Genomic DNA, 24,246 nt, shown 5'->3' on the forward strand with positions numbered 1-24,246 from the left:
CAAGTGTCGCTAATTTAGCGCCAGTCGCTTAACCAGACTTTTCACTGTCGCTGTCCAGCTCGCCATCTTCTAAAGGCTCGGGATCTTTTATCGCCAGTACTTTATCAATCCGTTTGCCGTCCATATCAATAATTTCCAGCGACCAGACACCCACTTTAACTTTGTCGGCGGTTTGCGGCATTTTGCCCAGCAGTAGCATGATCAGGCCGTTTAAGGTTTGGTAACGGTTGCTTTCTTCTTCAGGTAACTTGTTGATATGAAGCGCATCTTTCAAATCGATCACTGGCAATAAGCCATCAAGTAATAACGAGCCATCTTCGCGGGTGATCACCATCATATCTTCGCCACTGTCCGGGGTGAATTCACCGGTTAAAGCTTCCATCAAATCCAGCAGCGTGACTAAACCTTTTAAATCGCCATATTCATCAACTACAAACACCATCTGGCTTCCAGACGTGCGGAAATGTTCCAGTAATTCCATACCGGTTAAACTGTCCGGCACGAAGTTACACGGATGGGCTAAGGCAGTTAAATCGGTCAAATTACCGGTCACCGATTGCACCAATAATTGTTTGGTGGATACCACGCCAATCAGCTCGTCGGCATTACCACGGCAAACCGGGAAACGGGAATGCGGCGACAAGGTTAACAGTTTCAGATTCTCTTCAATCGAATGTTCGACATCTAAAAATACGATGTCCGAGCGCGGCACCATTAACGATGAAATGCTGCGCTCGTCGAGGCGAAACACGTTTTTCACCATGGTATGTTCGTTGTGTTCGATGACGCCGGAGCTGGAGCCTTCCTGCAATAAAGCATGGATGTCTTCATGGGTTACGTTCGAGCTCTGGTTATGCGAAAAACCAAATACCCGCATTAAAGTGTGGGTCGAACCTGATAACAACCAGACAAAAGGTTTGGTCAGCAGCGCCAGTAATAACATTGGTTTTGCCATCACGCAGGCGATTGATTCAGCGCTAATCTGCCCAATCCGTTTTGGTACTAGTTCACCGACCACAATGGAAACATAAGTCACCACAATAACCACTAGCACTGTAGCTAAAATTGAACTGAATGCGACGGACATACCAAAGCTTTGCAGCCAGATAGCAAAAGGCCCGGCTAAGATGGCTTCACCGAAAATACCGTTCAGAATACCGATGGAAGTGATACCAATCTGGACTGTTGATAAAAACTGGGTTGGATCTTCAGCCAGTTTCAGCGCTATGGCTGCTGAGGATTTGCCATTGTGGGCGAGTGCGGTCAATCGTGATTTACGGGCGGTGACAATTGCAATTTCTGACATGGCAAAAATGCCGTTAAGCAGAATTAAACTTACGAGGATCAGGATTTCCATACAAACCATTTTGTAACTGCGAAGCGGCGAGTATATCAAAAAGTTTGCTGGATACCAGTGCTTAGCAGAGCTTTCCGCTGCCGACACAGTGATGATTTAGCGGCTTTATATGAATAAATTGTGCGAATTAGGCCGGTTTTAGCGCGAAAACGCCTGTGGCAGCACCACTTGTTCTGGCGTCACCACTAAATTTAGTGGTACATCCCAGGACTCGATCGGCACCTGTTCCACCTGCTGACATTGATGGGCTAAACCAACCAATAACGGCGCTGGTTGGCAAAACACCGCGTTGGCCAAAGTGCGGTCATAAAAACCACCGCCCATCCCCATCCGATTCCCCTGCTTGTCAAAAGCCACCAGCGGCAAGCCAATCATCTCTATTTCTGGTAAAGCTTTTAACTGAGTGGCATCGAGTACAGGCTCAAAGATGCCAAATTTGTTGCTGATCATTGGGGTGTCGGAACGGTATTGCTGAAACACTAAATAACCGGGTTTGTGTGGGTGTAAAATGGGTAAATACACCGATTTACCTTGTTGCCAGAGCGACTTAATCAGTGGCCCGGTATCCAGCTCACCATCGTTGGAAAGGTAAAGGGCGATATGTTGCAGCTTCGCCAATTGTGGCTGCGTGCTAAATTGCCGGACTAACTCAATTGCCGCTATTTGTTGCTGCGTCGGGCTTAATGCCTGACGGCGTTGCCGAATAAGCTGGCGCAATTGATTACGTTTGGTGCTGATATCTGACAACGGCGAGCTCCGGCAACGACGGCGGCAATCAATGTTGAATACTGGCCAGAACCAGCTTTTACAATGCAGTGACTAAGCCGTAACTGAAAATGAAGATAAAACGAGGATAAAGCAAAATGGTAGAGCAGGTAAGTGTTCTCGAGGTTGCCGTGTCAAACGTTAGCCTCGAACCATAGGTTCAAGGCGGAAGTCAGATCAGCACCGCAGGCTTCCCGATACGAGCCGGGCTTGCACAATAGTGCTGGAAAAGAATTCCTATGTATAAACAATTATCGGCTCGGGGACATCGGCTTGATCACAAACAACCCAGAGAACGGGGTAAGTATATCACCGGAATAACCTGCGGGAACCCTTATTCTGCGTTCTTTTTCAGTTCCAGGATCTCATTGCACAAATTTAACGCAATCATCAGTAACACGTCTTCGGCGCCATGCACACCTGGTTGATAACGGGTTTTTCCAACTCGTTCTTCCAGTTCCAGCATGGCATTTTGCAGCTTTTCTTCCTGACCGGCCGGGCAGGCAATTTTCATATGGCGGCCTAATACCGAAACCGTCAGTTGTTTTTGTTTTGGTTTGGTTGGTTGCTGTTCTGGGTTTTGCTTTTTCGGGTACATAATGGCCTTCAATCTTAAAACGAATAGGGTTCAGGTTTTGCTCAGACAGCTGCGGTTGACTTGGCGCTGCCGGGCTCTGGTGATAGCATAGTGAGCATCTTTATTGTCATGGCAACCTTCAATGAATTCTCAACTGCTTAATTACGATCACTGGACCAGTCAACTTGATCAAAATTCGGTGATGGCGTCAGCTGCCGAGTTACATGGTTTGATTGCTGGCATGCTCAGCGCCGGTGTTCCGGCGGATTCGGCGACGATTTTACCAGTATTGTACGACTTCTTAAACGATGGACAGGCGCTCAATGCACAATTAAAAGTGTCCATTGAACAATTAATCACCGAAACTGCCAAGCAACTCGCTGATGAAGACTACAGTTTGCAACTATTAGTTCCGACCGACGACGATGCGATGCCAGAACGCCTCGAAGCATTAGTGGAATGGGCGCAAGCATTTCTGGTTGGTTTTGCCATTCAGCAAACCGATTTATCTCTGGTGTCAGTTGATGTGCGGGATGCGATTGAACAGTTATCCGAAGTAACCCGTATTGATATTTATACTGAAGACGATGTCAGTGAAGCAGAAAATGAAGAATCTTATTATCTGGTGTTGGAACATGTACGTTTGATGGTGCTGACTTGTTTTAACGAAGTCGGACAGAAATTTACCATCAGCGAAGTCGCTTCAAAAACCTTGCATTAAGCTGCGATTGTTTGCAAAAGCAGCCATTTTAAGTTCGGAGTTGATGATGTCCGTTGCCCATTTTGCTTCACGCCGCGCCCGTCTGGCGGCCAGTTTGCCGTTAAATTCAGTGCTGTTAGTGCCGGCGGCTACCGAAATTACCCGTAGCCGTGATACCGAGTTTGCTTTTCGGCAGGACAGCGATTTTACCTATTTAACCGGTTTTCCGGAGCCAGATGCACTGTTGATTATCCAAAAAGCTGCGTCCGGCGACATCACCGAATTGTTGTTATGCCGGGTAAAAGATCAAATGGCCGAAATCTGGCAAGGTCGCCGTTTTGGCCCTGAGCAGGCCGCAACACAATTTGGGCTGCCAGCTATTGCCAATACCATGCTGGACACTGAGCTATTAAATGCATTGAACCAGAAAACCACGCTGATGTATGCGCCAGGCACTTATGCCGAATTTGATGCACTGGTCAGCAGCAGCCTGTCGACGCTGCGCAAATACCCCAAACGCGGTTATGCCGCGCCGACGCAAATCCTTGATTTACGGCCAGTGATTGCCGAACTGCGATTATTTAAAGATGAAGCCGAGGTCGCGGTGATGCGCCAGGCCGGTGTGATTAGCGCTGAAGCTCACGTTAAAGCGATGCAGGTTTGCCAGCCAGGGATGTGGGAATATCAGTTAGAGGCAACCATTCGCCATCATTTTGGTATGCAAGGCGCCCGCGAATGTGGTTATAACACTATTGTCGGCGGCGGCGAAAACGGCTGTATTTTGCATTACACCGACAATAATGCGCAGCTTAAAGATGGTGATTTAGTGCTGATTGATGCCGGCTGTGAACTACAAGGTTACAGCGCCGATATTACCCGTACCTTCCCGGTGAACGGTAAATTCAGCGCTGAGCAGGCGGCGATTTATCAGGTTGTGTTAAATGCACAATATGCAGCCTGCGCCGCAGTGAAGCCGGGTAATAGCAGCAAAGATACTTTAGCTGCAGCCATTTTTGCGCTAACCAAAGGCTTGTTAGAACTTGGCATTTTACAGGGCGAACAAGAGTCGCTCGTCGCGGAGCTGGCCTGCAAAAAGTACTTTATTCATGGCCTTGGCCATTGGTTGGGGCTGGATGTACATGATGTTGGTGCTTATAAAGTCAATGATATCGAACGGCCATTTGAACCCGGCATGGTACTGACGATTGAGCCTGGTTTGTATATCCCAACCGGCTCTGATTGCGACCCCAAATGGTGGGGGCTGGCGGTGCGGATTGAAGATGACTTGTTGGTAACGAGCGAAGGACATTTGAATTTGACCGATACTGTGCCCAAAGAAATCAGCGCTATTGAACAGTTGATGCTCAGGTGAAAAACTTTGATCTGGTGATTGCCGGTGGTGGCATGACCGGCGCTATGTTGGCGCAGGTGTTGTTATCGCAGCATCCGTCGTTACAGCTGGCTATTGTTGAACAAACTGCTGAAACCGTTAGTTCAGCTGCCACTGCAATGAGTTCAGGCTCTGCCGTGTTGGCCAGCGCTCCAATCAACAGTTTCGACAGTCGCAGCATTGCGCTTGCTGCCGGCAGTGTGGAATTGCTGCAGCACTGGGGTTTGTGGTCGGAAATTTCGGCCAATGCCTGCGCCATAAAACAAATTCAGGTGTCCGATCGCGGCCATTTTGGTAAAACCTATTTAAACGCGGCCGAATTTAACCGGCAAAGCCTGGGTCAGGTGCTGGAAATTGAATGGCTGGGTGCGTTGTTATACCCCAAATTAGCCAAATTCAGCGCCCAAGGTCGCTTGCACTGGTTCAGACCGGATCGCATCCAGAGCCTGCAAACCACCCCCGAGCAGCAAATTTTGCAGCTACAAAGTGGCGTCGAAATTACTGCCAAACTGCTGATTATCTGTGAAGGTGGTGATTCACCAACCCGGCAACTGGCCGGCATGGCGTTGACCCAGCAGCCTTATAGCCAAGCGGCACTTATTAGCAATGTCGGGCTGGCTGAGACGCATCAACACATTGCTTTTGAGCGTTTTACTGCAGATGGCCCAATTGCCTTATTGCCGTTAACTAAGCAGCGTTATTCGCTGGTCTGGACCTTACCGCCACAGCAAGCACAGCAAATACTACAACTGCCAGACGAGCAATTTTTACAGCAATTACAACAAGCTTTTGGCTATAGAGCCGGCGTGTTTCAAAAAGTTGGCCAGCGGCAGCTCTATCCGTTAACGCTCAAATACAGTGCTGAACCATCCAAACACCGGGTATTGCTTTGTGGCAATAGCCTGCATAATTTGCATCCAATCGCCGGCCAGGGATTTAATTTGGCGCTACGCGATATCGCCGCCATTACTGGCCTCATCTCGACACAATTAACTTCGGAAAAACCCGCCGATGTTGGCTGTTATGCCGTGACCCGAGCCTATCAGCAGTTGCGCCAACCCGATATCAGCCAGGTCATTCAGTTTACCGACGCGCTGGTGCGACTTTTTTCCAACAACAGTCGTTTAATGGCCCTGGGTCGCAGCCTTGGTTTAACGGCGTTGATGAGTTGCCCTGAGCTTAAAACCAAGTTTGCCAATCAAAGCATGGGGTTAAGCCCAATCTTGCGGCAACAGCAACAGCTAGAGTCATTGCTACCGTCAGGCAATCCAGCATCAACCAATCCCCCATAAAAACAAAAGGCGGTGCCATAAAGCATGCAAACTTCAGATGTAGTCATTGTAGGCGGTGGCAGTGCCGGCCTGACCTTAGCTCTGTTGCTGGCAACCGGCGAGCATAGTAAACACCTGTCCATTCAGCTATTAGATCAAGGCCCGGCACCATTACCACAACCGGCCACTTTTCAGCGGGTGAGTGCACTTAATCTGGCGTCAAAACGGCTATTAGAACAGCTGGCGGTATGGCCACAACTGACCGCCAACCCGGCCTATCAGCGGATGGAAGTGTGGGAAGCCGACAGTTTCGCCCGGATTTCGTTTGATGCGGCATCTTTAGGCCACCCCGCGCTTGGTTTTATTGTCGATAACGAACAATTACGCCAGCAGCTGTATGCGAGGGTGCAACAACTACCGCAGATCAGCTGCCGGTTTGGCGTGACCATTAAAGAAATCAGCGCTGGCGATGAGCAAAACCTGTTGCAGCTGGCCGATGGGCAAATATTGCTGGCTAAATTGCTGGTTGGTGCTGATGGCGCTAATTCCTTTGTACGCCAGCAGCTGCAATTGCCAATCGCGTTTTGGGATTACGAGCAGCATGCGCTGGTGGCGACGATCAGAACGGCTGAGCCCCATCAGCAAACGGCGCGGCAAGTATTTTTACCGGCCGGTCCTTTGGCCTTGTTGCCGCTTGCTGATCCACATCTGTGTTCGATTGTCTGGAGCACCAGCCCACAGCATGCGGCAAGCTTGCATGCAGCAAGTTCAGCAAGCTTTTCGCAGCAGCTGACCAGTGCCTGCAACGCCGTACTGGGTATGGCCGAACTGGTCGGTGAATCGTCAGTCTATCCATTGACCATGCGCTACGCGAAACAATGGTTTCGGCAACAAGCAGTGCTGGTCGCCGATGCCGCGCATACCATTCACCCATTGGCCGGGCAGGGCATGAACCTGGGGTTGATGGACGTTGCTGCATTAGCAGAACTAATCAATCAGCAGTTAGCGCGGAATTTACCGCTGGTAGAACAACGATTGTTACGCCAATACGAACGCTGGCGAAAAAGTGAGGCACAACAAATGATTGCAGCGATGGAGCTGTTTAAACGCGGTTTTGGTAGCCAGTTGAAACTACCGAAGCTGGTCAGAGCTGTTGGGATGAAACTGACTGATCAGCTGCCGTTGTTGAAGGAAAAGATCATGGCGGCCGCCCTTGGCAACAGTGGCGACTTGCCGCAGCTGGCAAGGCCTGAAGTCATTAAACTTTAATAGGATTTTAATAATATAAGGTATACAACCGGAAGGATGTAGGTGGTTTCGCATTATTAAATCTAATGAAAATGGGGCTGTTTGCTGTTTAGTCCATCGGCTATAATCCGCGCCATCTTTTAGCGATACCCGTAATGATGCTGTGGAATTCAGCAAAATTGCCGGGCAGAAGCCGCAGTGATCCATAGCTGTGGCATGCTGTCAGACAAGCTGGAACTACAGTAACTTTACTACCCTATGACAATAGCTGGTGCCCACATCAGCGCAGAGGATGGTACAGATGGCTCAACAAACTGTGTTAATTGGCAAACATCTCGAAGCTGGCGCTAAAGTCGTCGATTTCCATGGCTGGGATATGCCACTGCATTACGGCTCTCAAATTGAAGAACACCACGCGGTCCGCACCGATGCTGGCATGTTCGACGTTTCTCATATGACCATTGTTGACCTGACAGGCTCCCGCACCCGCGAATTCCTGCGTTATTTAGTCGCCAACGACGTTGCCAAATTAACTACCCCTGGTAAAGCGCTGTACACCGGCATGCTGAACGAAGCCGGCGGCGTGATTGACGATTTAATCGTTTATTTCATGACTGAAAACTTTTTCCGCTTAGTAGTGAATTCTGCCACCCGCGAAAAAGACCTGGCCTGGATCAACGCCCAGGCCAAAGCCTTTGATGTCACTGTCACCGAGCGTCCTGAATTTGCGATGATCGCAGTGCAGGGCCCGAACGCCAAAGCCAAAGTGGCGACCTTATTATCCGATGAGCAAAAAGCTGCAGTTGCTGGCATGAAGCCGTTCTTTGGCGTACAAGCCGGTAATTTGTTTATCGCCACTACCGGTTACACTGGTGAAGATGGTTACGAAATTTCTCTGCCAAACGGCGCTGCCGCTGATTTCTGGCAACAACTGCTGGATGCTGGGGTAAAACCTGCCGGTTTAGGCGCCCGCGACACTTTACGTTTAGAAGCAGGCATGAACCTGTACGGCCAGGATATGGACGAAACGGTATCACCACTGGCCGCCAATATGGGCTGGACCATCGCGTGGGAACCAAGCGACCGTAACTTTATTGGCCGTAGCGCGCTGGAAGCACAACGTGCTGCCGGTACCTTTAAGCTGGTTGGCCTGGTGATGGAGCAAAAAGGTGTGCTGCGTCATGGTCAAAAAGTGCTTGTTGCAGGCGGCGAAGGCGAAATCACCTCAGGTACTTTCTCGCCAACTCTGGGTTACAGTATTGCGATGGCCCGCGTACCAGCTACGGTTGGCGACACGGCAGAAGTGGATATCCGTGGTAAATTAGTGCCGGTTCAGGTTGTGAAACCGTCATTTGTACGTATGGGCAAAAAAGTCATCTAAACTAGCTGTGCGCTGGTCGGCTTCCGGGCCTGCCAGCGAAAAAACAACAAACAAATACTCATTAATAAATACTGAGAATAAAAGGTCTGAGGAACTAACATGAGCACTATCCCACAAGAATTAAAATACGCATCATCACACGAATGGGTTCGTAGCGAAGGCAACGGCGTTTACACCGTTGGCATCACTGAACACGCGCAAGACCTGTTAGGCGATATGGTGTTTGTTGAATTGCCAGATGTGGGTGACACTGTTGCTCAGGGCGACGATGTTGCTGTTGCTGAATCAGTGAAAGCGGCTTCTGATATTTACGCGCCAATTTCTGGCGAAATCGTAGCCGTGAACGACGCGCTGAACGACTCACCAGAAACAGTGAACAGCGCACCATTTGCTGATGGCTGGATGTTCCAGATCAAAGCATCTGACGAAGCCGAGCTGGCTGGTTTATTAGATGCTGCCGGTTACGCAGCTTCTATCGCAGAATAAGTTCGAAAAATAGAATAAACCCCGCTAACCAGCGGGGTTTTGTTTATCCCATCGTGGATAAATCCAGTGTTAAATTGGTGAAAGACAAGGCTGAATGCCAGTTGACTGCGTATCAAAGCCAACTTTCACCCCCGTTAAGCTTTTTAGGAAATTCCAGGCATGACCACTTCTGTGAAAACCCTGTCGCAACTTGCGAATCAAACTGATTTTATCGCCCGTCATATCGGCCCGAACGCTACTGAAACCGCAGCGATGCTGGCTGAACTGGGCGTCAGCAGTGTCGAAGAGCTGATTGCTCAGACAGTACCTGCCGGTATTCGTCTGACTACGCCTCTGTCCACCGGCGAAGCGACCACAGAAGCGGATGCGCTGACTTACTTAAAAGCTGCTGCCAGCAAAAACAAAATGTTTACCTCTTACATTGGTATGGGTTATCACCCAACACATACGCCGAATGTCATTCTGCGTAACGTGCTGGAAAACCCGGGCTGGTACACCGCGTACACGCCATACCAGCCGGAAATTGCCCAGGGCCGTTTAGAAGCGCTGCTGAATTTCCAACAGGTTTCATTAGATTTAACCGGCATGGAACTGGCCTCTGCCTCCCTGCTGGACGAAGCGACTGCCGCTGCTGAAGCGATGGCGCTGGCCAAACGTGTCACTAAAAACAAATCTAACACTTACTTCATCGCCGATGACGTGCATCCACAAACCATCGACGTTGTACGTACCCGTGCCGAGATGTTCGGTTTTGAAACTATCGTAGGTTCTGCTGCGGATGCAGTAAACCATGATGTATTTGGCGCATTAATTCAATACCCGTCCACCACCGGTGAAGTGCGTAACGATGCTCAGCTGATTGCTGATTTAAAAGCGAAAAAAGCCATTGTTGCAGTAGCAACTGATCCAATGGCGCTGTTGCTGTTGACCTCCCCTGGTGAATTAGGTGCTGATGTGGTGCTGGGTTCAGCGCAGCGTTTTGGCGTGCCAATGGCTTTTGGTGGCCCACACTCAGCGTTTTTCGCTACCCGTGATGATTACAAACGTTCGATGCCAGGCCGGATTATCGGCGTGTCGAAAGACCGTCGTGGCAATCAGGCACTGCGCATGGCAATGCAAACGCGCGAGCAACATATCCGCCGCGAAAAAGCCAACTCGAATATCTGTACTGCACAAGTATTACTGGCCAATATGGCGTCGTTCTACTGCGTGTACCATGGCCCGGTTGGCCTGAAAAATATCGCCGAGCGAATTCACCGTTCAGCCGACATCTTCGCAGCCGGCTTAACTGCCAAAGGCGTTGCGCTGAAACACAACAGCTGGTTCGACACTGTGACTTTCGCTGTTGCCAATCGTAGCGAAGTAGTAGCCCGTGCATTAGCTGCTGGCGTGAACTTCCGTACCGATTTAGCCGATACTTTAGGTGTCAGCTTCCACGAGCAAACTGCAGCGGCCGATATTGCCAAGCTGTTTGATGTGGTATTCGGCGCTGGCCACGGTTTAGATGTTGCTGCATTGGATGCCGCTATCGTTGCTAAAGGCTCGAACTCTATTCCTGTTGATTTAGTGCGGACTTCTAAATACTTAACGCACCCGGTCTTTAACCAGTATCACAGCGAAACTGAGATGCTGCGTTATATCAAAAAGCTGGAAAACAAAGACTTAGCACTGAACCACGCGATGATTTCATTAGGTTCTTGCACCATGAAATTAAACGCTACTGCCGAGATGATCCCGGTGACCTGGCCAGAATTTGCGTCATTACACCCGTTCGTGCCAAAAGATCAGGCCGAAGGTTATTACCAGATGATCGGCGAACTGGCTGATTGGCTGGTCGATATTACCGGTTATGACCAAATGTCGATGCAGCCAAACTCGGGCGCGCAAGGCGAATACGCTGGTTTAATTGCCATCCGTAAGTACCATGAAAGCCGTGGTGATTCACACCGCAACATCTGTTTAATTCCGGTGTCGGCGCACGGTACTAACCCGGCAACAGCAGCAATGGCCAGTTTTGAAGTGGTGCTGGTGGATTGTGATAAATCCGGCAACATCGATATGGCTGATTTAAAAGCCAAAGCCGAAGCGGTTTCTGACAAATTAGCCGCCATTATGGTGACTTACCCGTCAACGCACGGTGTGTTTGAAGAATCAATTCGCGAACTGTGTGACGTTATTCACGCGCACGGCGGCCAGGTCTATATGGACGGCGCGAACATGAATGCCCAGGTTGGCGTGACGTCACCAGGCTTTATCGGTGCTGACGTATCTCACTTAAACCTGCACAAAACTTTCTGTATTCCACACGGCGGTGGCGGCCCAGGTATGGGTCCAATCGGCGTCAAAAAACAGTTGGCGCCGTTCCTGCCAAACCACGCTGTCGTGAAAATTGCTGGTACTGGCGCGGATAACGGCGCAGTTTCGGCCGCACCATTTGGTAGCGCCGGCATTCTGCCAATCAGCTGGATGTACATCAAAATGATGGGCGGCGACGGTTTACGTCAAGCCACTGAAATGGCGATTTTAAACGCCAACTACATGGCCGCCAAGTTAGATCCAATGTTCCCGGTATTGTACAAAGGCGCCAACGGCCGCGTTGCGCACGAGTGTATTATCGACATGCGTCCATTAAAAGAAGCCACTGGCGTGACTGAAATGGACATCGCCAAACGTTTAATGGACTACGGTTTCCACGCTCCGACTATGTCGTTCCCGGTTGCTGGCACGCTGATGATTGAACCAACTGAATCTGAAGCCAAAGTGGAAATGGACAAGTTCATCGAAGCGATGACTGCTATTCGTGCTGAAATCGCCCGGGTTGAAGCAGGTGAGTGGACAGCGGACAACAGCCCGCTGCACTTCGCGCCACACACCATGGCCGATATTTTCGACACCAACTGGGACCGCGCCTACGACCGTCAATACGCCGCATTCCCGGCGCAATACGTCGCCGACAACAAGTTCTGGCCAACCGTTTCACGGATTGATGACGTTTATGGCGACCGGAATTTAATGTGCGCTTGCCCTAGTCCGGAAGATTATCGTTAGTAAAATCAACTACTGATCACGACAATTCTAGTTGGTAACCGATCCAATCTAGTTGGAAACCGACAAATGTAGTTGGAAACTCGTGTGAAACTCTGATGAATAGAGGCGAACTTAGGTTCGCCTCTTTTTTTAGGTCTGAATCAGGCCTTGTCGTTCAGCAAAAAGCTCATCGCAAATTCAATAGTTCAACAAAACACTACTTTCCCGTATCAGTTCAGGTCAACATTTAGGTCTGTTCCGGACTCATTCATCTCTTAGCGTTTGTGTTTCTTTAAAATGCGTTAGCGGGATACCAACACGCCGTTCAAATGCTTTTGCTAGTTGAGCTGTCCCAGCGTATCCCGTTTGCGCTGCAATACTCTTGAATGAAAGGCCTGTTGCCAAAAGTTGGCGTGCCAAATCTAATCTGAGAGTTTCGATAAAATGGGCAGGGGTTTCACCAACTGCATCGGTGAATTTACGATGAAAATTTCGCTCAGACATCGCCACTTTCGCAGCCAGACTGCCGACATTCAAGGGCTCGGCTAAGTGCTCCCGGATCCAGTCGATCAGTTGTGAAAATTGTGGGTCAGCATGTGACTGTGCCGACAGTATCGGGCTCATCTGGGAGTGGAAGCCTGGCCGCCTAGCGTAAAGTACGAGCCGTTTGGCAATGGCATTTGCAATATGATTGCCCAAATCGGCCGCCACTAATTCTAAGCACATGTCGATACCGGTAGTTACGCCAGCGGAGGTCCACACCTTTCCATCTTGAATAAACAGTGCATTAGGATCGACGGTTACATACGGATAACGCTCGGCCAATTCTGTGCACGACGACCAGTGTGTTGCCACACGCTTGTTGTCGATCAGGCCAAATTGGCCAAGCGCAAAAGCACCGGTACATATTGAACCTAAACGGCGGCAATGCTGGTTCGTTTGCAGCACCCAGGTTTTTACCGCAGCGTTGGCGACAAACCGCGCCATGCCGTCAGCGCTCCCGCCAGAAATTAGCAAGGTATCGATGCTGTCGTGGGCTATGGTAAGAACCGCTTGGGTGGACAAGGTGATTGCGCTGTTGCTTTGTACGAGTCCGCCTTCGGCAGACAAGATAAGTACGTTATAGAACGCACGGCCGGCGGCATCATTGGCTGCGGCAAAGACCGCAGCTGGTCCAGTTACATCGAGTATCTGGATCCCGTCAAAACAAAGGATTGCTATATTGCGTGGCAGTGTCATTGGCAGAATTTAACCTGTTTTTGGCATTTTTGTCTAATTGGAACACTCTATCATGGCCCAGTTTTCTAGAGATTGGACGGTGTTGGTAAAAACTGCCCATGCCTTATCATTGACAACCATCCTGATTGAGCAAAAAAATGAAACACTTTGGTTTGACCTTACTCTTTGTGACCACACTGCTGAGCGTGGGGGCCCCAATTATAGCACCCGCACAGGCTGCAGCCCCTGCTGAGGCAACTCAACATCTTGCTAAAGAAAACGACTTGGCTGGATTTGACAGTGAAGTTGAAAAAATTCGGCAGGATTGGGACGTACCGGGAATGGCCGTGGTGATAGTCAAGGGTGATCAAGTGCTATACGCCAAAGGCCATGGCTTGCGCGATGTGGCGCAAAACTTACCGATGACCGCGGATACCTTGCTACAAATTGGTAGCAGCAAATCCTTTACCGCCGCTACGATTGCCGCGCTGGTAGAGGAGGGGAAACTTGATTGGCACAAGCCGGTGAAAACCTGGCTACCCGCATTCAAGATGCACGACAATATGGCTACTGAACGTGTGAGTCTGCTCGACATGGTGAGCCATCGCACCGGCCTGCCCCGGCATGACCTTATTTGGTATAACGCACCTGACCTTACACTCGCTGATATCACCCAGCGCCTGCAATACTTAGAGCCAGCAACGGATTTTCGCACTCAATTTCAGTATAACAACATCATGTTTGTTGCCGCCGGTCACGTCACGGAGGTTGTCAGCGGCAAGAGCTGGCAAGATACCGTGCGCGAGCAATTGCTTGGACCTTTAGGCATGACGCGCACTAACTTCACCGTGACGCAAAGCCAGCGGGATGGCAATTTCAGTCTGGGCTATCAAAAACCAGTACACGGAGCCGTGCAGAACATACCTTTCACGCCGACTCACCAAATTGCGCCGGCGGGCGGAATTTTCTCTAGTGTCAATGAGATGGCAGCATGGTTACGGATGCACCTGAACAGTGGGCAGTACCAGGGCAAAAAAATATTGTCAGCGGCTAGTATCGATTTTCTGCATACGCCGCACACGCTGAGCGACGGCGAGATTACCGCCGAGTTGGTCCCCACTGGCTATGCACCAGGGTGGTTCGCCAGTTTTTACCGTGGACATCGTCGCCTGGAACACAGCGGCATCATTGACGGGTTCGGCAGCGCCATGGTGATATTCCCGGATGATAATATCGGTATCGTTGTGCTGGCCAATTTGGATATGACCGATGCCCATCATTTCACCGCACGCGCCGCGGCTGACCGTTTACTGCATTTGCCTCGGGTGGATTGGAGCGCGCGTGCGCTGGAAAAGCTGGCCAAAGGAATAAACCCACACCATATGGATTTAGAACCACCGGAAAAACGAGTCGCCGGTACCCAACCCAGCCATACGCTACAAGACTTTACTGGCAGCTTTGAACACCCGGCTTATGGCACCGTTACCGTGCAGGAACAAAAGGGCAAGTTAAGCTTTGATTTTCATGGTGTGGTGACCCCCCTGCAACACTGGCATTACGACATGTTTGTGGGGGATCGGGCCGCAGTCAATGCTCTATTTGAGTTGCAGCGGGTACAGTTCAACACGGCGCTAGATGGCCAGGTGAGCTCGCTACAAATGGACTTGCAAGATGGTGTGCAAGATATCGTTTTCACCCGCCGTGTAGCTGCCGGAAAGTCCGGACACTAAACGCTACCGCCAGAGGTTCGTCATGGCGTGCTGTGACCTAGGCTGGCCGCGATGATCAGGTAGGCGGTATGTGCGCCGCCCGAATAGCCCGCAAAGATAAAAGGCAGGTTGCTATGGTTATCCTGCGCAGCCTTCGTTAGTCCGATATCACTGTTGGTAACGCCGGGCGCATAAATCATATAGTGGGGGTGGAACAAGGTAGTCACGACTTTGGTGGCGCTGTCATAACGTATGTCACCGAGCAGCATGTAAGCGACGCCGGTTTTGCGCGGGCTGGAAAAACGCCCTTTGGAAAACCCATCGTCAATGTCATGTTTGATCTCCAGTGCCGGTTTGCCTTGCGCCAGCAATTCTCCAACGCGCAACATCACCGGCACTATGGTTGCGCTGCCTTCGGCATCCCAGCATGTCGGGCGCAGGATATCGCTGCCCGTTTGTTGCCCATCCCGATTGACCAGACAGACGACGTTGTTGCTGCCTTGTCTGACCATTTGGTAACCCTGGCTCTTAAAGACATACACAGTCGCCTGTGCGCGTAAATGTTCGGGCGCTGCGCCGAGCGCCAGTCGCATTTCTTCGTCCTGCTCAAGAAAAATTAGCTTGCCAGCGCGGCTAGCCTCCGATGGCACTTTTTGTGGTGGCGTTGCATGCACAAGATACGGCATGGCGGCCAACAATAAAGAACCGACGGCGCGAAAGAAGTACATAGGGTCTATCCTTGCTGGCTAAGTGTTTTCTGACAGCGGCATACGACGTGCCGCATTAACCTATTCCCCTTTCACTTCATTAAATTGGATGCGTTGCCCCGGCCCATCATCAAGCACAATAGCCCGCCCGTCAGCCGTGTTCTGGACACGATATTCAAACAGGCCGTGGATCGGGTCGATGGCGCTGAAGACCACGCTACCATCAGGCTTCGTGGTCCCGACAAATCTGGCTTTCCAGTCGCCGAAGTCAAATACCGGGAAATCTCCCGCAGTGGACACCGTCAATTTCCCGAAGACGGGATGGGCATAGCGGGCGGCGAGGTGTTTTTCCAGGCTACGGTCAGGCTTGGCTACCTCGGCTAAACGCGCGGCGGCATCGGCTTCATTCTGAGCGACCAACTGAGGCAACATCGACTCTGCTGTGGGCTTGACGTCATAAGTTAATTCCAGCAGTCGCTGACGGGCCATCATAAAAAGGTAATGCCCTTGATCGGCATTGGACAGCGCCACGATGCCGATCCCGCTCTCCGGCACGAGAAAGAAGTCGCTGTTCGAGCCGAGCACCGTACCCATATGTGACAGGGTGGTGACCCCGAGTCTATTGCTCACGCCCAAACCCATCCCCGAATAGCCGTCTAACCCGGTGGCGACTTGCGGCACCCGGCGCTCCAGCACGTGTTCGGCGCTTATGAGCTGCTTACCGTTGGGTAGTTTTCCGGCGCGTGCTTCGAACTGCATAAAAAGCGCCATGTCGTGCACGGATGTCCAGCCACCGCCAGCGGGGCGAAGCGGGATGAGATGATGATTTAATGGCATGGCCCCGACGCCGGTCTTGCCATCGGGACCATTCCCGTGCGGGGCGGCATGGTTGCCGCGCTGTGCGCGCGCCATGTCGAAAGTACTGTCGCGCATGCCCAGCGGGTTAAACAGGTACTCCTGCATCGCCTTGTCATAGGCCGGGCCGAGCGCCAGCTTGGGAAACGCTGCGCGGCCGGCGATGAAACCGGCTGCAGCCACCATCTGGTTGCTGTACTGGTACACCTCGCCGAACGGAGTGGTCAGCGGCAAGTCGGCGATGCGGGCCATCATAATTTCGGGAGTGACACTGCCAAAGCCGAAAAAATTATTCAGCTGGTAATTGGGCACCCCGGTGCAATGGCATCCCAGATGGCGCAACTGAACCCGTTGTGTGGTGGCGGCATCACTCAATCTAAAAGCAGGATAAATGCCGGTGACGTTTTGCTCCCAGCGCAGCTTATTTTGATCGACCAGATGCGCCATCAGCATGGTGGTCATCGGTTTGAGGGACGAGCCGTTCATGAACGCAGTGTGGATGTCTACCGGTTCTGGCTTGCCGAGTTGGCGTACGCCCATACCGCCTTCAAACACGATCTCGCCACCGTCGAGCAACGCAAAAGCGAGCCCAGGAATGTGCAGGCGCGCCATGCCATCGGCCATGAACGCTTTCATCTTGGCGATGCGATCAGCGTCGAGCCGATGCGGCTTCCGGCCCAGCAGAGACTCACGCTCGAATCCAGGTGCCCATAGGCTGCTGTTAATGATGGCTACGTCGATGGCGCGTTGGTCAAACAGCGCGGCCTTACCGACGCTAAGGGTCACGTTCCAAAATGTCCCGCTATGGCGGGCCTGTGCCTGGATAAACTCTGCACTGCCGGCGGGCATTTCGTAGCTGGCCAGCGCCTGTTTGCTCCAGCCGTTTGCGTCTGGTTGCGCCGTCAATTTGGGTAGCGGACTAGTGAAGTCTGGTTTGAAGCGTGCCCAGGCGGCAGCGATGGCATGTGCTGCGTCCTCGGCTTGCACCTCGACAACTGCTATCTGGCCACCATGCCCCGGCATATTGAGTACCAGCATATTGCTCGCGTTGTTTATCTGCCAGCCGCCAGGAACGACAAGGCGGCTGCCCTCAGTCATTTGCAGACGTTGCTGACCCAGAAAAAGGCCGGGCGATTTATTATTGGCTGGCAATTTAGTATCGGCGGCGAATGCACCCGCGCTCAGAACTGTGGCGATGATGAGTGTGGTCAAACCAATATGTTTCATTTTTTGCTCATTAAGAATGGTCGTAGACGGTAAGGCATGGACAGTTTTGACAAACACTATCCAATTGCTAGGGTTCTGGAGGAGTATAGAGAGTCACGGCTCGGCAAAAATGCCAAAAACAGGTTAAATACTGCCAATGACACCATCGGTGGTGCAGTGAGGGGCAGGTTTAATTGCAGTGGCACACTGAATTGGGCCCTCTGATTGGAAGTGTTATGCTTGTGATAGCAAGTTCAAGCCACATGACAACAACTGTGGCAAGTTGCTGCGGGAGTTGCAGTCAGCTCAAGGATCAATCTGATGTCGAACAAATTCAAACAGCTGGACGATTTGGCGCAAACCCGCCGTTATAGTCGGCAAATTATGTTGCCGGCGATGGATTTAACCGGTCAAGAGCGATTATTAAATAGCAAAGTGTTAGTTGTCGGGCTCGGCGGCCTTGGTTGTGCTGCTACGCCCTATTTGGCAAGTGCCGGTGTTGGCCAGTTGACTTTGGTCGACGGTGACAGCATTGATTTGAGTAATCTGCAGCGCCAAATTTTGTTTACCGAGGCCGATATTGGCCAGAATAAAGCTGATATTGCCGCACGGCAGTTATCGGCACAGAACCCGACCATTCAAATTAACGCGATTGCACAATTTGCCGACGCCGCGTTGTTAGCAAATTTAATGGATGATCACGATTTAGTGCTGGACTGTACCGACAATCTAACCGTGCGCCAGTTGATCAACCAAGCCTGTGTAAGCTCAAAAACCGCCTTGGTATCAGGCGCCGCGATCCGTTTTGAAGGTCAGCTATGTTGTTTTACCAATCAAGGGGATGGGCCGTGTTACCAGTGCCTCAGCACTCTATTTGGTGAGCCGCAGCTGAGTTGTCTCGAAGCCGGAATTTTTGCGCCTGTGGTCGGAGTCATTGGCGTCAGCCAAGCGCTGCTGGCGCTTAATATTTTGGCTGGTGTGGGGCAAGTCCCTTGGCACCAGCTGCAGTTGTTAGATGGACTGACATTTGACTGGCGCCGATTTACGCTGCCGCGCAGTGCCGATTGTCCGGTCTGTGGTGGCGGTTAAGTTTTTGGTCTGAACACCGGCATCACATCGGGGTCAGTGTCGATGAAAGGGCCGTCCATCAGATCGATGCAATATGGAATGGCTGGGAACACCGCATCAAGACATTGGCGAATAGCACTTGGTTTTCCGGGTAAATTGACAATTAGGCATTGGCCGCGTAGGCCTGCAGTCTGACGCGATAAAATCGCCGTTGGCACATATTTCAGTGATTCCGCCCGCATTAACTCACCAAAACCAGGCATCATTCGGTGACACACTGCGCTAGTCGCTTCAGGTGTCACATCACGTTTGGCCGGTCCAGTGCCACCAGTGGTGACAATCAGGCAGCATTGTTCGTTGTCCGCGAGATCGATTAACGTCTGCTCAATCAGCGGCTGCTCGTCGGGGATTAGGCGGTAAAGCATTTGCCAGTCCGAGCGCAGATATTCCGTCAAAGTTTGTTCTATCGCCTTGCCAGAGATATCTTGATAAATCCCTTGTGACGCACGGTCGCTCACCGTGACAACGCCAATTTTTATCGTCTGACCACTGCTTGGTTTCATGCGTATTTTTCCACAGCAACTGAATTTAACCGCCAAAAACAGCACTGTTTTTGGGATGTACCGAATATTTATTTATGATTGGCCTCAGGCCATCGAGTGCGTCATATTGCATCAGCTGTTGGTGCAAGACCAGTGCATTCTGCATGATCAGGTTGCCGTATTATGTGTTAAGCAACTTTGGTTGCCCGGATGTAGAATTGGCAGTAATCCCCATACCCCAATAAGGAAAAATAATGTCAGACCACACCCACACAATACCAGGGCCATTCGGTATCGCGTTGGCGCAAGCGCAGCAGCAGTTGCTTGATAGTTTGCCGACGGCAGAGCGCACCGAGCAGGTCACATTGGCAGATGCGTTAGAACGGGTGCTGGCCGCAGACATCTATTCGCCGTTTCCGGTGCCGGCAGCGAACAATTCGGCAATGGATGGCTTTGCCTTGCGGTCTGCTGATGTTTGTCCGGAGCACCTTGGTGACACTGACACTACTAAGGTGCAGTTATGGCCTGTGGTCGGCCAAAGTCTGGCGGGACATCCATTTAGGGGAGAGGTGCCGGTGGGGGCTTGTATCCGGATCACCACCGGCGGTGTCTTACCTGACGCGTTGAATACAGTGGTGATGCAGGAAGATGTGGTTCGGCATCACCGCGCGGCAAGTGAACTCAATGGCAACGATCAGGCTGAGCAAATGTACATCAGTCTGAGTCGGGCGCCGACATCCGGGCAGTTTGTAAGGTTGCGGGGAAGTGAGTTAAGTACCGGCCAGGCGGTATTGAAGCAGGGTACTGTGTTGGGGCCGCTGCAGTTAGGGTTACTTGCTACTTTGGGTATTGCAATAGTGCCGGTATTTGCCAAAATTCGGGTCGGCGTGTTGTCGACCGGCGATGAACTGAAGCAACCAGGTGAAGCGTTACAGCCAGGCGATTTATATGACAGCAACCGGGTTGTTTTACGTGCGGTGTTAACAAGACTCGGTGCCACTGTGACAGATTTTGGCTGGGTGGCGGATGATCCGGTCGCGATGCGCGCGCTGTTTTTACAGGCGGCCAGCACTGTTGATGTACTGGTTTGCAGCGGCGGTGTATCAGTGGGTGATGCTGATCATACTCGTGCCGTATTGGCCGAACTTGGCAGCATTGGTTTTTGGCAAGTCGCGATGAAACCGGGTAAGCCCTTTGCCTTTGGTAAAATCAGTGATGCTGCAGGTCAGCCGTGTTGGTTTTTTGGTTTGCCAGGCAATCCTGTCTCGGCGGTAGTCACCTGTGAACAATTGTTAGTACCGGCGTTACAGCGGTTACAAGGGCAAACCGCGCAAATCCCTCAGTTATGGCCGGCAACAGCGGCCAGCAGATTCAAGAAAAAGCCAGGCCGATTAGATTTGCAGCGAGCAAAGCTGCAGGTCACTGCTGAGGGTGTCACAGTGTCAGCGGTAGGCCTTGATAGTTCAGCAATGCTGACGTCAATGCTAGAAGGTGATGCGCTGGTGCATTTGGAGTTGCCGCGGGGGGATGTCAGCCAGGGAGAATCGGTCTGGTTGCAACCCAAAAGCCCGTGGTGGCGCTAAAAGCTTTATCTGTCATGGCTGTGGCAGTGTTGAAACGGTCAGGTGCATTCGCTGAAATTCGGGATGCCGGGCTTTGGTTGAGCTCACTCAACTTAAAGCCAGCGCTTTGATTAACGTCGTTAACTGCATGCCCACTGTTAATCGCAGTTGTGCAGCAGCATAAGGTGTGATCTCACTCAGTAACAACTGACCATCGGCCAACGTTAAATGCACCAGCAGATTGCCACGATGTGGCAGGATGGCTTGGATTGTCGCGGGAAGTTGGTTTTGAATGGAGATGTCACTGATTGGCGTCAGCGCCAGACTGACGTCTTTTGCTAAGATCCGCAGGCGTAATTCAGTGCCGGTAGCGAAGTTGCAATGACCAAGCCACAGCTGGCAATCTGTCGTCGCAACATTGCTGTAAACTGGGACACGGCCAAAAGCATCGGCAGAACCGCTGACGCCAAAAAACACTGAGGCGGCATCGGCATCAACAAACAACGGCGAGTCAGGCTGTGCCAACGCCTGCTGCATGCTAAATTGTTGCTCGAGCTGGCCGTCGGCCATCAGCACCAGCTGATCAGCCAGTTTCTCTACTTCCCGGGTATCGTGACTCACGAACAACATTGGTATCCCGGTATGCTGCACCAGCTCGCGGATAAAGGGTAAAATTTCGGCTTTGCTTTGGTTGTCGAGCGCGGCGAAAGGTTCGTCGAGTAATAATAGTTGTGGACTTGCCAACAAGGCCCGGCCCAGCGCCAGTCGTTGTTGCTGGCCGCCCGACAAAGTGCTGACAGCCTGCTTAAACAAGGGGTGTAGATCGAGTAAATCCTGCACTAGCTCTGGTTGTAAACGTCGTTGCGCCGGTGCCGCACGCTGGAATCCGTAAAGTAAATTTTGCTGTACCGACAGGTGCGGCAATAAGCCCGGCTGTTGAAACATCAAGCCAATGCGCCGCTGCGCCAGCGGCACAAAATGGCGTCGTTCTTGCCAACATTGCTGTTGAAAATACACCCTGGCATCAGGGACTTTGGTCAAACCGGCGATCAACTTCAGTAGGCTACTTTTGCCGCAGCCAGACCGACCAAACAGGGCGGTGATGCCGTTGATGGGCAATATCGCGTCGATATTCAAGCGAAAATCACCTTGTTGCCAATTTGCGCGCAGGGCCAGGTTCATCGGTCGCTCCGATTTAATTGGCGCTGTAAGCCATACACCAAAAACAATACGACAAACGAAAACAGTAACAGGAGCAACGACAGCTGCTGCGCCGCTTGGTAATTCATGGCTTCGGCGTGGTCATAAATCAAGATGGATAGCACTTTGGTCTGACCCGGAATGCTGCCGCCGAGCATTAAAATCACGCCAAATTCACCCAAGGTATGGGCAAAGCTTAAAGTGGCAGCCACGATAAACCCACCGCGGCACAGCGGGAATATCACCGTGATAAAACGATCAACAGGACCGGCCCCGAGACTGGCGGCGACTTCAACCGGTTGCCGCCCCAGTTGTTGAAATGCCTGTTGCAGGGGTTGCACGGCAAACGGCAAGGAATACAGTACCGACGCGATTAAAATGCCAGAAAAGCTAAAAGCCAAATGCTGAAAACCCAAGCTTTGCAGCGTGCTGCCAATCACGCCTTGTGGCCCGAGTAATAACAATAAATAGAACCCAAGGACGGTTGGCGGTAATACTAATGGCAGCGCAACGAGTGCTTGGACCGCTGAACGCAACCAGTGGTGACGAGATTGCTGTGGTGGTGTGTGGCTCAACCACCAAGCTAACGGCGTGGCTACTATTAACAAAATCAGCGTGGTTAAAAGCGCCAAGCGCAGGGTCAAGCCGATAGCCTGCCAATCCGCGGCGGATAAGGCTGTCATGGCTGCACCGGCGGCTTAGGTAACTCAAAGCCATACTGTTGCAGGATTTGCTGGGCCTGCGGGCTGGCGATAAATTTCAACAGTTGCTGGGCTTGGGGGTTGTGCGCCCCCCGTTTGGTTAGAGTGTAACTTTGCAGCAAAGGCCGGTGCCACGACGCATCAATCAATTGATAGTTGCTGGTCACTGCTGGCTTAGTTGGTACCCTGTACGTTGTGGCTGGTTGTTGTACTAATGCCAGTGCAACAATGGCGATATCGGCAGCACCCGTTTGTGCCAGCTGTGCCACTTGTGCGATGTTTTCCCCGTAGACCATTTTGGCTGTTAGTTGAGTCCAAACTCCTGCGGCAACCAAGGCTTGTTTAGCGCGATCCCCATATGGAGCGTGTTCGGGTTGTGCGATTGCAATGTAGCGAAATTGCGGCGCGGTTAAATCGGTTAATCTCAGTTGCTGCACATCATGGACTGTGCTGTACAACACAATTCTGCCATGTGCATATACGGTGCCGGCGTCGGTAGTCAGGCCGGCCTGAAATAGCATTTGTGTATAGCGGTGATCAGCGGAAAAAAACACATCGTAAGGCGCTCCTTGCTGGATTTGGCTGCTGATTTTGCCAGACGAACCATAAATTACCTGAGGAATTGCCATCTCTGCTGGTTGCTGCGCCTGAAATGCGGTGAGGATCGCGGCTAGTGCGAAGCGTAGATCAGCTGCGGCAGCAATAGTAAGCGGTTCAGCTGCCATTGATTTGGCACTCAATAGGCAAAAAACAAGCACCACCGACCAGCGTCGTCTTGTGTTCATAGTGTGTTTTCCTGCACCCAGCGTGCGGCCGCCGCCTGATCAGTGGCTTTAGCGTCGACCCATTGTGCTTGGCTGTGAAAGTGCGCTTTCTTCCAGATAGGAACCTGATTTTTTAAGAAATCCATGATGAGTTCACAGGCAGAAAACGCATCAGCGCGATGTGCAGATGCGACACCAACCAGCACGATTTGCGCCCCTGTTGATAGTAACCCGACCCGATGGATTACCGTAATTGTGCGCACGTTAAAGCGTGTGGCAGCTTGTTCAGCGATGGCAGTGATTGCCCGCTCAGTCATGCCAGGATAATGTTCCAGTTCCAGAGCTTGCAGGCTGTCGGCCGGTTCGGCTTGGAATTGCTCGCGCACCAAGCCAGAAAACAGCACCACTGCACCGCAATCCGGGCGTAATAAGGCCTGATATTCCTGTTCCAGCGAGAAGTCATCGTGTTGGATCCGACAAATGAGTTGATAGTCGGCTGGTGCACTAGGCAT

The 24,246-nt window shown here is 51.5% G+C and carries 21 protein-coding genes and 1 other RNA gene; 10 read left to right on the top strand and 12 right to left on the bottom strand.

From position 1 onward, the window contains the following. Positions 1 to 28: 28 nt before the first annotated feature. The 4 genes from A5320_RS00640 to A5320_RS00655 all read right to left on the bottom strand — a co-directional run bounded on the left by A5320_RS00640 (position 29) and on the right by A5320_RS00655 (position 2,720). The gene (locus tag A5320_RS00640) at positions 29 to 1,366 is read right to left on the bottom strand and encodes a hemolysin family protein (protein WP_331712105.1); all 1,338 of its coding nucleotides are present in this window, start codon (positions 1,364 to 1,366) and stop codon (positions 29 to 31) included. A gap of 129 nt (positions 1,367 to 1,495) precedes the next feature. Next, a complete protein-coding gene (locus A5320_RS00645) occupies positions 1,496 to 2,104 on the bottom strand; it encodes a 5-formyltetrahydrofolate cyclo-ligase (protein ID WP_197489936.1) in 609 nt (202 codons plus the stop codon). 132 nt (positions 2,105 to 2,236) lie between these two features. Then, positions 2,237 to 2,420, bottom strand: a non-coding RNA gene (ssrS, locus tag A5320_RS00650) — 6S RNA. Between the two features lie 36 nt (positions 2,421 to 2,456). Next, positions 2,457 to 2,720 (bottom strand): cell division protein ZapA, encoded by a 264-nt coding sequence (locus tag A5320_RS00655; protein WP_068059652.1) that lies wholly within the window; start codon positions 2,718 to 2,720, stop codon positions 2,457 to 2,459. 121 nt (positions 2,721 to 2,841) lie between these two features. Between A5320_RS00655 and A5320_RS00660 the strand changes: the two genes are divergently transcribed. The 7 genes from A5320_RS00660 to gcvP all read left to right on the top strand — a co-directional run bounded on the left by A5320_RS00660 (position 2,842) and on the right by gcvP (position 12,223). Continuing rightward, the gene (locus A5320_RS00660; protein WP_068059655.1) at positions 2,842 to 3,420 is read left to right on the top strand and encodes a UPF0149 family protein; all 579 of its coding nucleotides are present in this window, start codon (positions 2,842 to 2,844) and stop codon (positions 3,418 to 3,420) included. A 46-nt stretch (positions 3,421 to 3,466) separates the two neighbouring features. Then, complete coding sequence (gene pepP, locus A5320_RS00665; RefSeq protein ID WP_068059740.1) at positions 3,467 to 4,771, top strand: Xaa-Pro aminopeptidase; 1,305 nt, start codon at positions 3,467 to 3,469, stop codon at positions 4,769 to 4,771. Beyond that, the gene (gene ubiH / locus A5320_RS00670) at positions 4,768 to 6,081 is read left to right on the top strand and encodes a 2-octaprenyl-6-methoxyphenyl hydroxylase (protein ID WP_231916632.1); all 1,314 of its coding nucleotides are present in this window, start codon (positions 4,768 to 4,770) and stop codon (positions 6,079 to 6,081) included. Before pepP ends, ubiH begins: the two co-directional genes overlap by 4 nt. A 24-nt stretch (positions 6,082 to 6,105) precedes the next feature. Continuing rightward, positions 6,106 to 7,329 carry an FAD-dependent monooxygenase gene (locus A5320_RS00675; protein WP_068059656.1) on the top strand — a complete coding sequence of 408 codons (1,224 nt, stop codon included), beginning with the start codon at positions 6,106 to 6,108 and terminating at the stop codon, positions 7,327 to 7,329. Between the two features lie 280 nt (positions 7,330 to 7,609). Further along, positions 7,610 to 8,689, top strand: coding sequence for a glycine cleavage system aminomethyltransferase GcvT (gcvT, locus tag A5320_RS00680; protein ID WP_068059657.1), 1,080 nt, complete (start codon positions 7,610 to 7,612; stop codon positions 8,687 to 8,689). Positions 8,690 to 8,788: 99 nt separating this feature from the next. Then, the gene (gene gcvH / locus A5320_RS00685; protein ID WP_068059658.1) at positions 8,789 to 9,175 is read left to right on the top strand and encodes a glycine cleavage system protein GcvH; all 387 of its coding nucleotides are present in this window, start codon (positions 8,789 to 8,791) and stop codon (positions 9,173 to 9,175) included. A 159-nt stretch (positions 9,176 to 9,334) separates the two neighbouring features. Next, positions 9,335 to 12,223, top strand: a complete 2,889-nt coding sequence (gcvP, locus tag A5320_RS00690; RefSeq protein ID WP_068059659.1) for an aminomethyl-transferring glycine dehydrogenase — start codon at positions 9,335 to 9,337, stop codon at positions 12,221 to 12,223. 243 nt (positions 12,224 to 12,466) lie between these two features. On the opposite strand, the gene A5320_RS00695 is transcribed toward gcvP, so the two are convergent. Continuing rightward, the gene (locus tag A5320_RS00695) at positions 12,467 to 13,441 is read right to left on the bottom strand and encodes a GlxA family transcriptional regulator (RefSeq protein ID WP_068059660.1); all 975 of its coding nucleotides are present in this window, start codon (positions 13,439 to 13,441) and stop codon (positions 12,467 to 12,469) included. A gap of 137 nt (positions 13,442 to 13,578) precedes the next feature. On the opposite strand from A5320_RS00695, the gene A5320_RS00700 reads away from it, so the two are divergent. Beyond that, positions 13,579 to 15,150, top strand: a complete 1,572-nt coding sequence (locus A5320_RS00700; protein ID WP_082971462.1) for a serine hydrolase — start codon at positions 13,579 to 13,581, stop codon at positions 15,148 to 15,150. A gap of 20 nt (positions 15,151 to 15,170) precedes the next feature. On the opposite strand, the gene A5320_RS00705 is transcribed toward A5320_RS00700, so the two are convergent. Then, entirely contained in the window at positions 15,171 to 15,857 is a 687-nt protein-coding gene (locus A5320_RS00705) for a hypothetical protein (protein ID WP_068059661.1), read from the bottom strand. Between the two features lie 60 nt (positions 15,858 to 15,917). Further along, positions 15,918 to 17,918 (bottom strand): serine hydrolase domain-containing protein, encoded by a 2,001-nt coding sequence (locus A5320_RS00710; RefSeq protein WP_157605564.1) that lies wholly within the window; start codon positions 17,916 to 17,918, stop codon positions 15,918 to 15,920. A gap of 300 nt (positions 17,919 to 18,218) precedes the next feature. Here A5320_RS00710 and A5320_RS00715 point away from each other — a divergent pair, with 300 nt between their 5' ends. Further along, positions 18,219 to 18,986, top strand: a complete 768-nt coding sequence (locus A5320_RS00715; protein WP_068059663.1) for a HesA/MoeB/ThiF family protein — start codon at positions 18,219 to 18,221, stop codon at positions 18,984 to 18,986. Here the strand turns inward: A5320_RS00715 and mog are convergent. Beyond that, positions 18,983 to 19,528 carry a molybdopterin adenylyltransferase gene (gene mog / locus A5320_RS00720; RefSeq protein WP_068059664.1) on the bottom strand — a complete coding sequence of 182 codons (546 nt, stop codon included), beginning with the start codon at positions 19,526 to 19,528 and terminating at the stop codon, positions 18,983 to 18,985. The genes A5320_RS00715 and mog overlap by 4 nt on opposite strands. Positions 19,529 to 19,761: 233 nt before the next feature. Here mog and moeA point away from each other — a divergent pair, with 233 nt between their 5' ends. Further along, positions 19,762 to 21,090: a molybdopterin molybdotransferase MoeA gene (gene moeA / locus A5320_RS00725; RefSeq protein ID WP_068059665.1), complete on the top strand. Its 1,329-nt coding sequence runs from the start codon at positions 19,762 to 19,764 to the stop codon at positions 21,088 to 21,090. An 87-nt stretch (positions 21,091 to 21,177) separates the two neighbouring features. Here moeA and modC read toward each other — a convergent pair whose 3' ends face one another. Genes modC through A5320_RS00745 form a run of 4 tightly spaced genes read right to left on the bottom strand, consistent with a single transcriptional unit; the run spans position 21,178 to position 24,246 of the window. After that, entirely contained in the window at positions 21,178 to 22,251 is a 1,074-nt protein-coding gene (gene modC / locus A5320_RS00730) for a molybdenum ABC transporter ATP-binding protein (protein ID WP_068059666.1), read from the bottom strand. Continuing rightward, positions 22,248 to 22,952, bottom strand: a complete 705-nt coding sequence (gene modB, locus A5320_RS00735; RefSeq protein WP_068059667.1) for a molybdate ABC transporter permease subunit — start codon at positions 22,950 to 22,952, stop codon at positions 22,248 to 22,250. The genes modC and modB overlap by 4 nt, the downstream gene beginning before the upstream one ends. Then, complete coding sequence (modA, locus tag A5320_RS00740) at positions 22,949 to 23,755, bottom strand: molybdate ABC transporter substrate-binding protein (RefSeq protein ID WP_068059669.1); 807 nt, start codon at positions 23,753 to 23,755, stop codon at positions 22,949 to 22,951. Before modA ends, modB begins: the two co-directional genes overlap by 4 nt. Then, positions 23,752 to 24,246, bottom strand: coding sequence for a molybdenum cofactor biosynthesis protein MoaE (locus A5320_RS00745; RefSeq protein ID WP_068059670.1), 495 nt, complete (start codon positions 24,244 to 24,246; stop codon positions 23,752 to 23,754). Before A5320_RS00745 ends, modA begins: the two co-directional genes overlap by 4 nt.

Source organism: Rheinheimera sp. SA_1 (genome assembly GCF_001669775.1).
GTDB lineage: Bacteria > Pseudomonadota > Gammaproteobacteria > Enterobacterales > Alteromonadaceae > Pararheinheimera.

Excerpts from the sequence above, each read along its gene's own strand:
- A5320_RS00655 (WP_068059652.1), bottom strand. The coding sequence starts at position 2,720 with ATGTACCCGAAAAAGCAAAACCCAGAACAGCAACCAACCAAACCAAAA.
- A5320_RS00705 (WP_068059661.1), bottom strand. The coding sequence starts at position 15,857 with ATGTACTTCTTTCGCGCCGTCGGTTCTTTATTGTTGGCCGCCATGCCG.
- mog (WP_068059664.1), bottom strand. The coding sequence starts at position 19,528 with ATGAAACCAAGCAGTGGTCAGACGATAAAAATTGGCGTTGTCACGGTG.
- A5320_RS00745 (WP_068059670.1), bottom strand. The coding sequence starts at position 24,246 with ATGCCTAGTGCACCAGCCGACTATCAACTCATTTGTCGGATCCAACAC.
- modB (WP_068059667.1), bottom strand. The coding sequence starts at position 22,952 with ATGACAGCCTTATCCGCCGCGGATTGGCAGGCTATCGGCTTGACCCTG.
- A5320_RS00660 (WP_068059655.1), top strand. The coding sequence starts at position 2,842 with ATGAATTCTCAACTGCTTAATTACGATCACTGGACCAGTCAACTTGAT.
- modC (WP_068059666.1), bottom strand. The coding sequence starts at position 22,251 with ATGAACCTGGCCCTGCGCGCAAATTGGCAACAAGGTGATTTTCGCTTG.
- gcvP (WP_068059659.1), top strand. The coding sequence starts at position 9,335 with ATGACCACTTCTGTGAAAACCCTGTCGCAACTTGCGAATCAAACTGAT.
- A5320_RS00710 (WP_157605564.1), bottom strand. The coding sequence starts at position 17,918 with ATGAAACATATTGGTTTGACCACACTCATCATCGCCACAGTTCTGAGC.
- modA (WP_068059669.1), bottom strand. The coding sequence starts at position 23,755 with ATGAACACAAGACGACGCTGGTCGGTGGTGCTTGTTTTTTGCCTATTG.
- A5320_RS00695 (WP_068059660.1), bottom strand. The coding sequence starts at position 13,441 with ATGACACTGCCACGCAATATAGCAATCCTTTGTTTTGACGGGATCCAG.
- A5320_RS00700 (WP_082971462.1), top strand. The coding sequence starts at position 13,579 with ATGAAACACTTTGGTTTGACCTTACTCTTTGTGACCACACTGCTGAGC.
- pepP (WP_068059740.1), top strand. The coding sequence starts at position 3,467 with ATGTCCGTTGCCCATTTTGCTTCACGCCGCGCCCGTCTGGCGGCCAGT.
- gcvT (WP_068059657.1), top strand. The coding sequence starts at position 7,610 with ATGGCTCAACAAACTGTGTTAATTGGCAAACATCTCGAAGCTGGCGCT.
- moeA (WP_068059665.1), top strand. The coding sequence starts at position 19,762 with ATGTCAGACCACACCCACACAATACCAGGGCCATTCGGTATCGCGTTG.
- gcvH (WP_068059658.1), top strand. The coding sequence starts at position 8,789 with ATGAGCACTATCCCACAAGAATTAAAATACGCATCATCACACGAATGG.
- A5320_RS00675 (WP_068059656.1), top strand. The coding sequence starts at position 6,106 with ATGCAAACTTCAGATGTAGTCATTGTAGGCGGTGGCAGTGCCGGCCTG.
- A5320_RS00640 (WP_331712105.1), bottom strand. The coding sequence starts at position 1,366 with ATGGTTTGTATGGAAATCCTGATCCTCGTAAGTTTAATTCTGCTTAAC.
- A5320_RS00715 (WP_068059663.1), top strand. The coding sequence starts at position 18,219 with ATGTCGAACAAATTCAAACAGCTGGACGATTTGGCGCAAACCCGCCGT.